The organism is Collinsella intestinalis DSM 13280 (genome assembly GCF_000156175.1).
Classification (GTDB): domain Bacteria; phylum Actinomycetota; class Coriobacteriia; order Coriobacteriales; family Coriobacteriaceae; genus Collinsella; species Collinsella intestinalis.
Window position 1 is genome coordinate 241,930 of the sequence record NZ_GG692710.1, and the last position, 15,570, is coordinate 257,499.

The following is a 15,570-nucleotide window of genomic DNA, read 5'->3' on the forward strand; positions in this document are numbered from 1 at the left end:
CTAGCAGTCCTCCTCGGCGATGGCGCCCATGTGGGCGCCCGGGTTCTTGAGCGGTCCGTCGACGATCCATGAGCCCGTGTCTTCCAGCGGGACTTCGGAGGGGGCGACGCCGAGTTCGCGGGCGAGGATCTCCACGACGCGACTCTGACAGAAGCCGCTCTGGCAGCGGCCCATGCCGGCGCGGCAGCGGCGTTTGACGCCCTCGACCGAGATGGCGCCCGGCTTGCGGTGGATGGCGGCGACGATTTCGGCCTCCGGCACCGTCTCGCAGCGGCATACGATGCGGCCCCATGCTGGGTCCGCCTCGATGAGCTCCTCCTTGCGCTCGAGGGGGGCGAGGTCGAAGTCGTCCGGCATGCGGCGGATGGGGTTCCAATCGGCGCGTTCGACGAGCTCTACGCCTGCCTCGCGCAGGAGCTGTTCCATGCGCTCGGCAACCGCCGGTGCGCTTGCGACGCCGGGGGACTGGATGCCCGCGGCGTGGAACAGGCCGGGCGTGGACTCGGAGGCTTCGATGAGGAAGTCGTTCGTTTTCTCAAGTACGGCGCGGCCCCCTGCGAAGGTGCGGACGACGCGGCGGGTATCCAGGTCTGGTACGAGCTTGCGCGCGCCGGAGAGCAGGGCCTCCACATCGCCGGCGTACGTGTCCTTGTCGCCTTGCTCTCGCATCTCGGCGGTGGCGGTGATGACCGTGTTGTTGTGCACGGTTCCCGTGACGATGACGCCCTTGGACACCGGTGTCGGCACCGGGTAGAGCGGCATGATGGCGCGGGGCTCCTTGTCGAGCACGGCGATGTTGCCTTGGCGCCATACCATGCGTAGCCCGCGATCTCCGGCCATGCGCGAGATCTCGCCTGCGCCGCTGCCAGCGGCGTTGATCAAGATCTCGCATCGAACGTCTCCCTTGGGCGTGGAGAGGACGAACTCCCCCTCTTCCGGGCGGGCGATGGCCGTTACTGGGGCGCCGCGCAAGAAGGCGGCTCCGTTGGCTACGGCGTTCTCGGCTGCGGCGATGGCAACCTCGAACGGGTCGACATAGCCGGTGGAGGGGCACCATAGGGCGCAGGTGGCGTCCGGATTGGCGCGCGGTTCCAATTCGGCGATGCGATCGGGGCCGACGATCTCGAGGTGGGGGACGCCGTTGGCCAGGCCGTTGTCGCGCAGGTGCTCGAGGGTGGCGAGGTCCTCGTCGGTAAAGCCGAGAACGAGGGAGCCCGTGCGGTGGAACAGGAAACCGAGTTCCTTTGACCACGTTCTGTACAGCTCGCACCCGCGGGCGTTCATCTTCGCCTTCATCGTCCCGGGGGCGGGGTCGTATCCGGCGTGGATCAGGCCACCGTTGGCCTTCGATGCCCCGAGCGCGATGTCGTCGGTCGCCTCGATGAGGCATATCGTCTTGTCGTATCGCGCGAGCTGCCGTGCGATGGCGCAACCGGTGATGCCCGCGCCTACGATGGCGATGTCGTACCTAGGTTCCATGGTGCCGCTCCCGTCTGAGCACCGGGCGTGTGTCCATGGGCTCGCAGCCGGTGCATTCTATAGACAAAGTGTCAACAAACAATGCTACGCATGTCATTTATCTTCGCCAGGGCCAATCGGGCAAGCGGGCGGCTTGGCCCGCAAACGGCCCCGGTGCCGCGCGGTCGCGGTGGTCGATGGGTCCGCTGTGTCGTTAACGTGCGCGGTTGCCGGTCGTTTCCGATGAGGGGGCGGGTGGTATACAATACGGTGCGATTATGAACAGCTTTGCAATCTCGCAACCGGCTGAAAGGTGAGGCTCATGTCCAAGTACATCGAGGAGCTCATGTCCCCGCAGTTGATGTTTGCCATGTACGGCTTCATCGCCTTCGTGGTCGCTCTCTACCTGCTCTCCGTCGTGTATGTCTTCATCGACGCGAAGCGTCGCGGCGTCCAGGCGTTTTGGGCCTGGGGCCTGCTCGCCCTCGTCCCGTTCGTTGGCCTTATGGCCTATATCGTGATGCGCCCGGCGTCCTACGTGGCGGATCGCGAGGAGCAGGAGCTCGACATGGCGCTGCGCGAGCGTCAGCTCGCCCAGTATGGCAGCTGCCCCAACTGCGGCACCACAATCGAGAAGGACTTCATCGTCTGCCCGGTGTGCAACACGCAGGTCCGCAACGTCTGTCCCACGTGCAAGCGCCCGCTGGAGGCGCACTGGAAGGTCTGCCCCTTCTGCCGAACTCACATCCAATAGGCGCGAGCTTCCCCCCGTGCGCCGCACGGGGCCGATGAACCGCGCCGTAACGCACCCGTCACCCTTTGGATGGCGGGTGCGTTCCTATTCCGTGCTTCTTGGCGCTCTTCTGGATTGGAGGCGCAATTGCGCGGGCAAACGGGTACACTGGAAAAGTTACAGAGGTAATGCACCGTATCGGAAAGGTTCTAGATATGAAGGCACTGTACAACGACGGCTCCGTGGCCGAGGTTGAGGCCGACGAGGCCCAGCACGTCATCCGCCATTCCGCCGCCCACATCATGGCCCAGGCCATCAAGCACCTCTACCCCGAGGCCGACTTCGCCTACGGTCCCGCGACCGATAACGGCTTCTATTATGACGTCGACCTCGGCGATAAGAAGATCTCCGAGGACGATCTGCCCACCATCGAGGCCGAGATGAAGAAGATCGTCAAGGAGAACCTTAAGTTCCAGGTCTTCGAGCTGCCTCGCGAGGAGGCCATCGCCCTCATGGAGGAGCGCGGTGAGAAGTATAAGGTCGAGCACATCGGTGACCTGGCCGATGACGCTCGCATCACCTTCTACCAGCAGGGCGATTACATCGACATGTGCGTCGGACCACACCTCACTTATACCAAGGCCCTCAAGGCCTTCAAGCTCACCGGCGTGTCTGGCGCCTACTGGAAAAACGATGCCAACAACAAGATGCTCACGCGCATCAACGGCACGGCTTTCGCCACCAAGGATGAACTGGAGGCGCACCTCACCCTCCTCGAGGAGGCCAAGAAGCGTGACCATCGACGCATCGGTCGCGAGATGGACCTGTTCATGATGCGCGACGAGGCCCCCGGCTTCCCGTTCTTCCTGCCCAACGGCATGGTCCTCAAGAACACCCTGCTCGACTACTGGCGCGAGATCCATCACAAGGCTGGGTACGTCGAGATTTCCACGCCCCAGATCATGAACAAGAGCCTGTGGCTCACCTCCGGTCACTGGGACCACTACAAGGACAACATGTACTCCACGATGATCGACGACGAGGAGTACTGCATCAAGCCCATGAACTGCCCGGGCGGTGTGCTCGTCTACAGCTCCAAGCCGCATAGCTACCGCGAGCTGCCCATCCGCGCCGGCGAGATCGGCCTGGTGCACCGCCACGAGCTCAGGGGCGCCCTGCACGGCCTGTTCCGCGTCCGCTGCTTCAACCAGGATGACGCGCACTTGTTCGTCACGCCCGAGCAGCTGACCGACGAGATCGTGGGCGTTGTGCGCCTGATCGACTCCGTGTATCAGAAGTTCGGCTTCAAGTACCACGTTGAGCTTTCCACCCGCCCCGAGGACTCCATGGGCTCCGATGAGGACTGGGCCGCCGCCGAGGAGGGCCTCAAGGTCGCACTCGATAAGCTGGGCATGGATTACGTGGTCAACGAGGGTGACGGCGCCTTCTACGGTCCCAAGATCGACTTCCACCTGGAGGACTCCCTCGGCCGCACCTGGCAGTGCGGTACCGTGCAGCTGGACTTCCAGATGCCGCAGAACTTCGACCTCACCTACGTGGATGCCGACGGCGAGAAGAAACGCCCCATCATGCTGCATCGCGTGTGCTTCGGCTCCATCGAGCGCTTCATCGGCATCCTGATCGAGCATTATGCCGGCAAGTTCCCGGTTTGGCTCGCCCCCATGCAGGTCAAGGTCCTGCCCGTGTCTGAGAAGAGCCGCGACTACGCTCACCAGGTCACCGAGCAGCTCGAGGCCGCCGGCATCCGCGTGGTGTGCGACGATCGCGACGAGAAGATCGGCTACAAGATTCGCGAGGCCCGCGGCGTCGATCGCGTGCCCTACATGCTGATCCTGGGTGAGAAGGAGGTCGAAGCCGGCAACATCTCCGTCCGCGACCGTTCCAACGAGACCGTTCCGATGGCCGTCGATGAGTTCATTGCCAAGGTCGTTGAGGAGACCCGTACGCGCGCGTAGGACGCAACCGGGTTCATCGCTATGATGCGCACGCCGCCTCGGGCCCCACGGGCTCGGCGCGGCGTGCGTTATGCTTCGGGCCTACTGTCCAGGAGAGGAAGGGCGGTTTCAGCGTGATGGCTCAACAGGAACTCGAGACCCGATATGCGCAGCTCGTTTGCGCCGAGATCGCCGTCTTCGTGTACGGCGATCGCGTTGACGAGGCGCTCGCGCGCCTTGGCGTCATGGCGGACGAAGACCGTTTGGCTGATATGGTCGGCGGCACGGGCCTTCGCGTGGCGGATGTCCGTGCCGAGTCTCGTGAGGTTCATGCCCACAGCGGTCTTATGTGGGTTGACATCACTGTGCCGTCGCATTTCGGTTGCCATGCTTTCGAGCTTGGTGCCGACGTGCAGTGCGAGGCGCTCGACCGCGTTGCTGGCGGGTTACTCGATCGCAAGGTGGTTGCGCTTTCCGCACGTGGCGCTCGCGCGGTCGCTCGCGTGGGGGACCAGCCTTCTTGCGCGTTGGCTCAGGCCGATCTCGAGGTCATCGCCCATGGACTCGATAGCGTCTCGACGCGTATGCAGCGCCATTTCGATCATGCCCGCGCCCTCGCTGAGTACCTTGCCTGTTGTGATGGTTTGGTCCGGGTCGATTACCCCGGTCTCGCCACACATCCCGATCGCTCTCTGGCTGAGCGTGTGCTGCGTCACGGCTTCGGCCCCGCCGTCGATTTCGAGCTCCCTGGGGACTGGGGCGCCACGGCGGGGGATTTCATCGGGCGCTGTCGTCTCAGCGGCCGAGATTGCCACGCCGGCGGACCCCGCACGCGCCTGCATGCGCGCGATGGGTGGCAGGGGAGCGCGGTTCGCATATTCGCCGGCCTCGATGACCCCCTCGCTATAGCCGACGATCTCGATCAGGCCATGCGCTGGTTCCGCAATCCTCCGCAGCCGTAGGAGGCCATCGTGCTCATCCTGATCGGCGTCAAGGCGTTTTTGGGGTTGTAGTTTCCCTGTCCGAGCTTTTGCCAGGAGGGCGCTCGTGCCCGAGGTGGCTAAAACAGCTCGGTGAGGCGCTTCGCGATCATCGCGTCGAGCTCTGCCTGGAGGGTTCGATAGGCGTGGAGGGCATGTTCGCCCTCAGGGGTGAGCACCGAGCCGCGCGCACCGTCGCGGGCGAGCAGTTCGCAGCCCAGATGCCCCTCGGCCTCGCGTACGATTCTCCACGCCTTGGAATACGCCATGCCCATGCGTTTCGCCGCACGGTTGAGCGAGCCCTCTTCGGCGACGCCCTCCAGCAGTGAGGCGCACCCGCCGCCGAAAGCACCGGGTAGGTCGCGGTCGTCGTCGGAGATGGTGAGTCGGGCGTGGGCGGAAAGCGACATATGGGCTCCAAGCTGGTGGTACGGTCGCGATGGCGCAGGGCCCGCGCCATCGCCGATAAGATCCTTGCGTCTTTTTTGGGCGGCATCGAGGCGCCCTTACGCGAATCCGGGATGCGGGCGGGTGTGTCGATTGGCCGAAGGCGGCGTCGGAGAGACATTGAGATTGGGCAGACCATTTGAAGTCTGGTAACGAGAGCCATTGTAGCAGTGGCTCTGCGCTACAATACCCCCACTTGTATCGGGAGCGAATGGCACGGCGGCAAGGAGTCGCCGCCGCGTCGGCAGCAAAGAGTCGAAGGAGCGACATGGCAACGTTTTTCCCTGGTGAATCCCATACTTTCTCTGAGTATCTGCTCGTCCCCGGATACTCCTCCGCTGAGTGCGTTCCCACGAACGTCTCCCTCAAGACCCCGCTGACCCGCTTCAAGCGCGGCGAGGAGCCCGAGATCACGCTGAACATCCCCATGGTCTCCGCCATTATGCAGTCCGTCTCCGGCGTGGACATGGGCGTCGCCCTGGCCACCGAGGGCGGCATCTCCTTCATCTACGGTTCCCAGACCCCCGAGTCCGAGGCCGCCATGGTCAAGGCCGTCAAGGACCACAAGGCCGGTTTCGTGCAGTCCGACTCCACCCTTACGCCCGACATGACCATGGAGCAGGTCATGCAGCTCAAGGACCGCACCGGTCACTCCACCATGCCCGTTACCGATGACGGCACCCCCACCGGCAAGCTCCTCGGCATCGTCACCAGCCGCGACTACCGCCCCAGCCGTGATGATCACTCCAAGCTCGTCTCCGAGTTCATGACCCCTCGCGCCGAGCTCATCGTGGGCGACAAGGACATCACCCTCAAGGACGCCAACGACCTCATCTGGGACAAGAAGCTCAACGCCCTGCCTGTCGTCGATGACAACGACCACCTGGTCGGCATCGTCTTCCGCAAGGATTACGACTCCCACAAGACCAACCCCAACGAGCTGCTCGATGCCAACAAGCGCTACATGGTCGGCGCGGGCATCAACACCCGTGACTACGCCGAGCGCGTGCCGCTGCTCGTCGAGGCCGGTGCCGACGTGCTGTGCATCGACTCCTCCGAGGGTTACTCCGAGTGGCAGAAGCGCACCATCGAGTGGATCCGCGAGAACTACGGCGATTCCGTCAAGGTCGGCGCGGGCAACGTCGTCGACGCCGACGGCTTCCGCTTCCTGGCCGATTGCGGTGCCGACTTCATCAAGGTCGGTATCGGCGGCGGCTCCATCTGCATCACCCGTGAGACCAAGGGCATCGGCCGTGGCCAGGCCACCGCGCTGATCGACGTCTGCCGCGCCCGCGATGAGTACTTCGAGGAGACCGGCGTCTACGTGCCCGTCTGCTCCGACGGCGGCATCGTCTACGACTACCACATGACCCTGGCGCTCGCCATGGGTGCCGACTTCCTCATGCTCGGCCGCTATTTCGCCCGCTTCGACGAGTCCCCGACGTCCCGCGTGAACGTCAACGGCCAGTACATGAAGGAGTACTGGGGCGAGGGTTCCGCGCGCGCCCGTAACTGGCAGCGCTACGACCTGGGCGGCGCCCAGAAGCTCTCCTTCGTCGAGGGCGTCGACTCCTACGTGCCCTACGCCGGCTCCCTCAAGGACGGCGTGAACGGCACCCTGTACAAGGTCAAGTCCACCATGTGCAACTGCGGCGCGCTCTCCATCCCCGAGCTGCAGGACAAGGCCCGTCTCACCCTCGTCTCCGCCACCTCCATCGTCGAGGGCGGCGCTCACGACGTCGTGGTCAAGGACTCCCAGCAGACGGTGAGCTACAACTAAACGGTTCCAAATCATCCTACAGGCTAATGCTCAGAAGGCTCGTGTGCGCTCGCATGCGAGCCTTCTGCTATTTTGAGTATGAAGGATTTGTCAGTATTTAATGTGAGGCTGGTTTGACGGCGTTCTGCCAAATTGACGTGGGTGCAGCCCACGTTTCAAAGCTGCCTGTCATTGCCCCGTTGCTCGTTTGCTGCTATCTACAATCGCTTGTCGTAGTTCACTGGTCATGGTCGCCTCTTTCCCAATGAATCGAGTTCAGAGTGGATAAATTTTCTCCAAAAACAATCGAAGCGCTTGGGTATTACGTCTATATATATTCCGATCCCGTGACCAAAGTTCCTTTTTATGTTGGCAAAGGAAAGGGCAATAGGGCATTCGCTCATTTGCACGACGGTTCCGAAAGCGATAAGGCACGCAAGATTGCCGAGATACAAGCGCGTGGCAGGCAACCTCTCATCGAGATTTTGGCTTTCGGCCTTGATGAGAAGGGCGCATATAAAGTCGAGGCGGCGGCAATTGACTTACTTGGACTGAAGAATCTGACAAACAAACAGGCGGGTCATGAATCGAGCCTATATGGGCGGATAGAGGTTTCGGAGCTCGATGCGAGGTTTGATCACGGAGAACTGACCGAGTCGGATTTTCTCGAAGATGCGGTCTTGGTCAAGGTCAACCAGCTCTACCGAAACGGAATGTCCGATTTTGAGTTGTATGAGGTAACACGAGGGTTTTGGCGTGTGGACAAAAGTAAGGTAGAGGGAATCCATCTTGCTCTGGCGGTCTATGACGGCATGGTTCTTGAAGCCTATGAAATCGCGACATGGTTGCCGGCGGGTTCGGGCATGTGTGCAGCTCGCTCGGTCAGTCAAGCCGAGTTGGCTCATCGCATGGAGTTCGTGGGGCGCGTTGCCGATCGGTGTATTAGAGATCGCTATGTCGGAAAGGGCGTCTCGGGGTTGTACGCGCCGGGGAGCGCAAATCCCATCCGCTATGTGAAGGCTGCTTATTCACGTAAGGCGCTTGCGGAGATCCACAGGGTGCTCGAGGATATCGAGTTGACAGGGGAGAAGAGAGAATGGTGCTCAAATTTCAGCTTCTATGACCCACTGCAGGATGATCCCTACGGTCTTGAAAACAGCTTGAATGAGTTGCTGGATTTGGCCTACCGAGGAGGATTTGTCCCCGTTGACTATGAGGTTGTATATCAATCGATAGGAAAAGATGATATAGCGCTTAGAAAGGCATCCAAGAAGGAGCTTTCGAACCTGAGCGACCACCAGCTAGTTTCGATTTTGGGTTATCAGTTTAGGGACGACCACTTCGATAATGGATCGTGGATTAGGACGTATGTGGCAAATGGATTGGCTTATCACTACTTCCATGAGCTGGCCGCGCGTTGGGGTTGCGCGTAATTTATTTTCGGGTGCTCTAGTTGTTGCAAAAATCCCTTGTCGGAAATCACCGGAAACCGCATCTCAATTCCCGCCTGAATTTCCTGGAATTTCTGCAGGTCGTACTCTGTTGAGGCGCAGCAATTATCAGGTCTTGCACAGTGCTCTACCTTGAAGGGATTATTGCAGCATTCTTTGGGAACAATGGCCAACACTCAAATCCATGGTAGGGGGGATGGTGAATGAGGGCCTTTGTTCTTTCTCATTTTTCGGCATTGTGGTGGTTTTTGAGTCATCGTGACCCCCGTGTAGACAGCAATGCGCCAAATCTTGTTATTCCAAAGTCGGCTGATGCTCCCGATGTCTTGTTGGCTGAGCAGCTGCGCTGGTCCATCGGCCTTGACGGGCCCCTCGATTTCTTGGTTCTGGGTGATGGCGCGTTTCGAAGGAGTGCTTCGGTTCGGCCGCATGGCTGCACGCAGGATCTGCCGTCCGGCAGCCTGATTCCCATAGCGTGCCATGCCAGAGATGCGGAGCTGTTCGTATGCAGTCCCGAACTTGCCTTTTTGCAGATATGCCAAATTGTTGACACGACCGAGGCGATCTATTTTGGCATGTGCGCCTGTTCGGATTTTCGGTTCGACCCCTTCGCCCAGGGTGGCGTCGTGTATCGAGCAGAAGGTTTGCACTCGATTGCGAGCTTGCGCTCAATGGGGGCGTTTCTGGATAGCGCGAAGGGGATCAGGGGCGTCAAGCGGGCACGTTCGTCCTTGGTGCACGTCTGCGAGCATGCGCGGTCTCCAAAAGAGTGTGCTTTGGGAATGCTCTTCTGTCTTCCATCTAGGCTCGGCGGTTTTGATTTGGGGCAGCTTTCCTTTAACGAGGGGGTGCGAGTCTTCGATGGGCGCGATCGATGGGGCAGGCCGAAATGCATAACGCGCTACCCTGACATCGTTATTCGTTCTAAGACCTGCAAAGGCGAGCGGCGCGTGGTGTTTGTTGATTACGATCCTGTGAGTACGCACGCGGGCGACGAGAAAGCCTTGCTCGACTCTCGGCGCAGGAACGATATAGCTACCATTCGCGACGCATCGCATTTTTCCATCACCTCTGACGATGCGGGAAGTTTTGACTATTTGGAAATGCTTGCAGACCGGATAAGGAGGGTGCTGGGGAGGAGGGCACGTCCGTTACTGCGCGGGTCGAAGGACTCCGCGTCGAATAGGGAAGTGCTTCGCAGCGCTCGAGAGCAAAGACATCTCTTGTGGTCGCGATTCGTGGTCAAGTCGTTCGACTCAGTGATTTACGACATGCGATGATGGCCTGTTTGCTGTTGCGCGGCGCACGGCGCACTGAGGCACGCCCCTGGCCCATCAATCGATGGTGGGTTTTACCTGGGCGTCTCGAACTGGGCAGCGTTCACGATTGTGTCATGCGGGAATGTTGGTGCTTGGAATACGGCTGTGAACTGGGCTGCTGCATAATTCCCTTGATATCAATTGCAATCACTACATTCACACTTCCAAGCACGTCTAAGATTTGTAATTCCTGCGCCTTTGGCAATTCAGGCATCCAACTGCCATGACATCTCCTTTGTAACATTTTGTGTTAAGGGAATTATGCAGCAACCCATGTAGTCGTTGCGGATTCAGCAGGGTGCCGTGAGCAATCACGCCCGCTTGTACTCGGCAGTGCTCGCCCAATAACGGCGATCCGACGCCTGCGCGTGGGTGCGCCCGCTTACGCATGCCAGCCTTCTTGTTCACGCATAATGGAGCCATTGGCATAGAGGGGCTTCCCGAGACGCGTGATGGCCTCTGGCTGCGTACGATCTGTCTAAGTTGCTGGGGGATTTCGCCCCCTCCCTCATAAGATCGGTCACCTGCTCTATAGGCAGACCTGCTAAACTCTTGAACATTACCGACGCGGCGCGGCGGGCCCCGAGCGGCCCCGGCGCTTGAACGATAGGAGCCAACCATGTGCGATTGCCACGAGCACGATCACGCCGGTCGCGCGGCGGGGGAGATCCCGGCTTACGACGCGCAGACCATTGAGGAAAAGTGGGTGAAGTCCTGGGAGGAGCAGAATCTCTTCGCTGTGGACACCGATTCCACCAAGCCCAAGAAGTACGTCCTCGAGATGTTCCCGTACCCTTCGGGTGACCTGCACATGGGCCACGCCCGCAACTACACCATCGGCGACGCCATGGCCCGCCAGGCCCGTATGCGCGGCTACGACGTGCTGCATCCCATCGGTTTCGACGCTTTCGGTCTTCCCGCCGAGAACGCGGCTATCAAGCACAACACCCAGGCCGCCGCGTGGACCTATAGGAACATGGACCAGGCCCTTGCCACTATGAAACGCATGGGCTTTTCCTACGACATGGATCGCCTGGTTAAGACGTGCAGCCCCGATTACTACCGTTGGGGCCAGTGGATCTTCGAGAAGCTGTGGGAGCGCGGTCTGGTCTACCGCAAGAAGAACCCGGTAAACTGGTGCCCCAAGTGCGAGACCGTGCTCGCTAACGAGCAGGTGACCGAGGGCCGCTGCTGGCGTTGCGACTCCGAGGTGGAGAAGCGCGACCTCGAGCAGTGGTACATCAAGATCACCGCCTACGCTCAGGAGCTCCTCGACGACCTGGAGAAGCTCCCCGGTTGGCCCGAGCGTGTCAAGCAGATGCAGGCCAACTGGATCGGCCGCTCCGAGGGCGCCGAGGTCGACTTCACGCTGTGCGACGTCGATGGCAACCCAATCGAGGGCGACGAGGGTAAGATCACCGTCTTCACCACCCGCGCCGACACACTGTTCGGCAACACGTTCTTCCTGCTCGCTCCCGAGTACAAGGGTCTGATGGACCTGGTCGAGGGCACCGAGTACGAGGCTGGCGTGCGCGTGGTCGTCGAGGGTGCCAAGCACATCTCCGCCGTCGAGCGCGCCCAGGGTACGCTCGAGAAGCATGGCGCTTTCACGGGCCGCTATGTCATCAACCCCGTCTCGGGCGCCAAGGTTCCCGTGTGGGTGGCCGACTACGTCATCTCCGACTACGGCACCGGTGCCGTCATGGCCGTGCCCTGCGGCGACGCGCGCGATTTCGACTTCGCCAAGAAGTATGACCTGCCCATTGTGCCCATCATCCTCTCCGAGGACGACCCGCTGTATGAGGACCTCAAAGATGAGCAGGGCACGCGCGTGACTTCCGTCGACTGGGACGAGGCACTCACCTGTGAGGGCAAGCTCGTCCAGTCCGGTAAGTACACCGGCATGACGGGCGGCAAGCATTCCGAGGGCGAGGCCGCCATCGTGGCCGACCTTGAGGCCGCCGGCACCGGCAAGCGCTCTGTCCAGTACCGCCTGCGTGACTGGCTCATCTCCCGTCAGCGCTACTGGGGCAACCCCATCCCGGCTATCCACTGCGAGCATTGCGGGATCGTCCCCGTGCCCGCCGATCAGCTTCCGGTCATGCTGCCCGAGAACCTCGACCTCACCGCGGGCGAGACGCTCGCCGAGTGCCGCGACTTCTACGAGACGACCTGCCCCGTGTGCGGCGCACCTGCTCGCCGTGAGACGGATACCATGGACACCTTCACGTGCTCCAGCTGGTACTACTTGCGCTACACCGATCCGCACAACACCGAGCTGCCGTTCTCGCGCGAGGCCGCGAACCGCTTCATGCCGGTCGACAATTACATCGGCGGCATTGAGCACGCGATCCTTCACCTGCTGTACAGCCGCTTCTTCACCAAGGCCCTGCGCGATATGGGTCTGCTCGACGTCGACGAGCCGTTCACCAACTTGCTGTGCCAGGGCATGGTAAAGGACGAGAACGGCGATACCATGTCCAAGTCCAAGGGCAACGTCGTGCCCCCGAGCTCGGTCATCGAGCCCTTTGGCGCCGACACCATGCGCCTGGCGATCCTGTTCATCGCCCCGCCCGAGAAGGACTTCGACTGGGATCCCAAAGCCGTCGAGGGCGCCAACCGCTTCATCAAGCGCGCCTGGCGCATCGTTTGGCAGCTGGCCGAGACCGCCGGCGACGCCGCCTCGCTCGATAAGGGCGCCCTGTCCAAGCCCGCGCTCGAGCTGTACCGCGAGCGCCATCGCACGCTGGCCAAGTGCACCGAGGACTTCGATCGCGGCCAGTTCAACACGGCCATCTCCGCGATGATGGAGCTCGTGAACGCCGCGAGCGCCTATATCAACGCCGTGCCCGCCGCGGAGCGCGACGCCGCCCTCACTGCGCTCGTCGCCTGCGACATCGTCTCCGCCCTGGCGCCCATCTGCCCGTTCGCCTGTGAGGAGCTGTGGCACGCCGCCCTCGGCCGCGAGGGGAGCGTCTACACCGCCCCGTGGCCGGAGTTCGACGCCGCCGAGGCCGCGGCCGACGAGGTCGAGATCGCCGTCCAGGTGCTCGGCAAGATGCGCGCACGCGTGATGGTGCCGGCGGGAGCCGATGCCGCCGCCATGCAGGCTGCCGCCGAGGCCGCCGTTGCCAAGCACATCGAGGGCAAGACGGTCGTCAAGGCTATCTGCGTCCCGGGCAAACTTGTAAATCTTGTGGTGAAGTAGGCTTCCAAATCGGGTCGATCCACGGCAAAATTGCCCCGTACGCTGGGAATGTGTTATAGTTCCCTTAAATGAAGTTGTCACGTGAAGGGAGTGCGGGTTCGCCCGCGCTCCCTTTTCATGAAAGTGAGGTGTCACATGGTCAAGAGCAAGGTGGAGCAGGACATCATCGATGCCCTGGAGGCCCGCGCCGCCGAGCACGGCATCGACATCGTCGACGTCGAGGTCGTCGGTGCCACCAAGGCCCCGTGCGTGCGCGTGCGCCTGGATAAGCTCGAGGGCGATCCCATCAACCTCGACGAGGTCACCGCCCAGACCGCCTGGGTGTCCGAGACCGTCGAGGCCCTGGATCCCATTTCGAGCGCCTACACGCTCGAGGTCAGCTCCCCGGGCATGAAGCGTCCGCTGCGCCGCCCGTCCGACTTTGCCCGTTTCGTGGGCGAGGACGTCGAGCTCACCACCACGGCCATGGAGGGGCGCCGTTCCTACAAGGGCGCCATCGCCGCCGCCACCGACGCGTGCGTGACCATTCAGCCCGAGGGCGAGGATGCGGTCACCATCGCATTTGACGACGTAAAGAAGTGCGCCTTGAAGCCGGTCTTCGACTTCAAGGGCGTGAAGGAAGGGAACTAACCATGGCAGATGCCGATTTCACCATGATGGAAGCTCTCATGGAGCTGTGCCAGGAGAAGCACATCGACCAGCTCTACCTGCTCGATCGCCTTGAGGCCGCACTCGCCGAGACCTATGCTCGCGTTCTCAAGCTCGACTGGGGCGCGAAGGTCACCATCGACCGCACCACTGGCAAGATCTACGTGTACCGCCTCGAGCCCATCGACGACTCTATGGATGAGGAGGGCAACTTCACCGAGTACGAGGAGATCGACGTCACGCCGAAGGACGTGAGCCGCCTCGCCGCCCAGACCGCCAAGGCCGAGATCAACGCCATCGTGCGCAACGCCGCTCGCGAGCAGATCTACGAGGAGTTCTCCGGTCGCGTGGGTGACCTCATCAACGGCACCGTGCTGCAGTCCACGCCCGACTTCACCATCGTGAAGATCCGCGAGGGCGTCGAGGCCGAGCTGCCTCACTTCGACCAGCGCCGCTACCCCGACGAGCGCAACGAGCGCCCTGCCGGCGAGCGCTACCTGCACAACCAGCACCTCAAGGCCGTCATCATCGACGTCCGCGACCCCAACTCCACGCTTCCCCCGGTGCGTGGCGAGCATTCCCGCCCGCCGATTGTCATCTCCCGTACCCACTCCGAGCTCATGCGTCGTCTGTTCGAGCAGGAGGTCCCGGAGGTGTACGAGGGCACCGTCGAGCTCAAGTCCATCGCCCGCGAGCCCGGCCAGCGCTCCAAGGTCGCCGTCCACTCCCTGGACGACCGCCTCGACCCGGTCGGCGCCTGCGTCGGCCCCAAGGGCAGCCGCGTGCGCGCCGTCGTGGGCGAGCTGCGCGGTGAGCGCGTCGACGTCATCCTGTGGGACGAGGATCCGGCCGTCTACGTCGCCAACGCCCTGTCCCCGGCCAAGGTGACCCGCGTGCTGATCGACCCCGAGAAGAACTACGCCGGCGTCATCGTCCCCGACGACCAGCTGTCGCTTGCCATCGGCAAGGAGGGTCAGAACGCCCGCCTGGCCGCCCGCCTCACCGGCTGGCACATCGATATCAAGAGCGAGACCCTCGCGGCCGACATCCTCAAGAACGTCCCGCTGGCACCTCAGCCCGTCGTCGAGGACCTGATCGACGATGAGCCCGCCGACCTCGAGCCCGAGCGCTGCGCGCACGTTGGCGAGGACGGCACCCGCTGCCGCAATCAGGCCCGTCCTGGCTCCCGCTTCTGCGGCGTGCACGACGGCGAGCTCGATGGCGCCGGCGACGACGCCCTGGCATGCGCCGAGGACCTCATCTAGGCCCGCGTTCCCACGCATTGATTCTTGTTGATTGAAGATGCGCGCCCGGTGCGCGTGAGAGGTAGGTGAAGGATATGGCGAAAGTCCGTATTTCCAGCCTGGCCAAAGAGTTCGGCATGACGTCCAAGGAACTCATGGGCCACCTTGAAGAGATGAAGATCCCGGCGAAGTCCGCGTCGTCCTCCCTCGAGGACGCCTTCGTCGCCATGGTCAAGAAGCAGCTCGCCCCCGTGATCGAGGCCCGTGCGGCCGAGGTCGAGGCCGCTAAGCGCGCCGAGGAGGAGGCCGAGCGCGCCGCCGAGGCCGAGGCCGCTGCCAAGGAGGAGGCCGAGCGCCTCGCCGCCGAG

Annotated in this window: 12 protein-coding genes; 10 read left to right on the top strand and 2 right to left on the bottom strand. The window is 62.2% G+C overall.

From position 1 onward, the window contains the following. Complete coding sequence (locus COLINT_RS01050) at nt 1–1,479, bottom strand: NAD(P)/FAD-dependent oxidoreductase (protein WP_006722444.1); 1,479 nt, start codon at nt 1,477–1,479, stop codon at nt 1–3. 301 nt (nt 1,480–1,780) lie between these two features. Between COLINT_RS01050 and COLINT_RS01055 the strand changes: the two genes are divergently transcribed. The 3 genes from COLINT_RS01055 to COLINT_RS01065 all read left to right on the top strand — a co-directional run bounded on the left by COLINT_RS01055 (nt 1,781) and on the right by COLINT_RS01065 (nt 5,108). After that, a complete protein-coding gene (locus COLINT_RS01055; protein ID WP_006722445.1) occupies nt 1,781–2,212 on the top strand; it encodes a double zinc ribbon domain-containing protein in 432 nt (143 codons plus the stop codon). Between the two features lie 194 nt (nt 2,213–2,406). Further along, the gene (thrS, locus tag COLINT_RS01060; protein ID WP_039910217.1) at nt 2,407–4,167 is read left to right on the top strand and encodes a threonine--tRNA ligase; all 1,761 of its coding nucleotides are present in this window, start codon (nt 2,407–2,409) and stop codon (nt 4,165–4,167) included. Nucleotides 4,168–4,283: 116 nt separating this feature from the next. Next, nucleotides 4,284–5,108, top strand: a complete 825-nt coding sequence (locus COLINT_RS01065; protein WP_233418305.1) for a PLP-dependent transferase — start codon at nt 4,284–4,286, stop codon at nt 5,106–5,108. 98 nt (nt 5,109–5,206) lie between these two features. Here COLINT_RS01065 and COLINT_RS01070 read toward each other — a convergent pair whose 3' ends face one another. Continuing rightward, entirely contained in the window at nt 5,207–5,536 is a 330-nt protein-coding gene (locus COLINT_RS01070; RefSeq protein WP_006722448.1) for a winged helix-turn-helix domain-containing protein, read from the bottom strand. A 305-nt stretch (nt 5,537–5,841) separates the two neighbouring features. Between COLINT_RS01070 and COLINT_RS01080 the strand changes: the two genes are divergently transcribed. The 7 genes from COLINT_RS01080 to COLINT_RS01110 all read left to right on the top strand — a co-directional run. Further along, the gene (locus COLINT_RS01080; RefSeq protein WP_006722450.1) at nt 5,842–7,353 is read left to right on the top strand and encodes an IMP dehydrogenase; all 1,512 of its coding nucleotides are present in this window, start codon (nt 5,842–5,844) and stop codon (nt 7,351–7,353) included. A gap of 260 nt (nt 7,354–7,613) precedes the next feature. Then, nucleotides 7,614–8,765, top strand: a complete 1,152-nt coding sequence (locus COLINT_RS01085) for an LEM-3-like GIY-YIG domain-containing protein (protein WP_233418306.1) — start codon at nt 7,614–7,616, stop codon at nt 8,763–8,765. Nucleotides 8,766–8,986: 221 nt separating this feature from the next. Continuing rightward, nucleotides 8,987–10,063 carry a hypothetical protein gene (locus tag COLINT_RS01090; protein ID WP_233418307.1) on the top strand — a complete coding sequence of 359 codons (1,077 nt, stop codon included), beginning with the start codon at nt 8,987–8,989 and terminating at the stop codon, nt 10,061–10,063. A 658-nt stretch (nt 10,064–10,721) separates the two neighbouring features. Further along, nucleotides 10,722–13,310 carry a leucine--tRNA ligase gene (gene leuS, locus COLINT_RS01095; RefSeq protein WP_006722455.1) on the top strand — a complete coding sequence of 863 codons (2,589 nt, stop codon included), beginning with the start codon at nt 10,722–10,724 and terminating at the stop codon, nt 13,308–13,310. 135 nt (nt 13,311–13,445) lie between these two features. Beyond that, nucleotides 13,446–13,940, top strand: a complete 495-nt coding sequence (locus tag COLINT_RS01100; RefSeq protein ID WP_006722456.1) for a ribosome maturation factor RimP — start codon at nt 13,446–13,448, stop codon at nt 13,938–13,940. 2 nt (nt 13,941–13,942) lie between these two features. After that, complete coding sequence (nusA, locus tag COLINT_RS01105; protein WP_006722457.1) at nt 13,943–15,223, top strand: transcription termination factor NusA; 1,281 nt, start codon at nt 13,943–13,945, stop codon at nt 15,221–15,223. 74 nt (nt 15,224–15,297) lie between these two features. Next, nucleotides 15,298–15,570 (top strand): translation initiation factor IF-2 N-terminal domain-containing protein (locus tag COLINT_RS01110; RefSeq protein WP_006722458.1); only part of this gene is annotated, 273 nt, incomplete at its 3' end.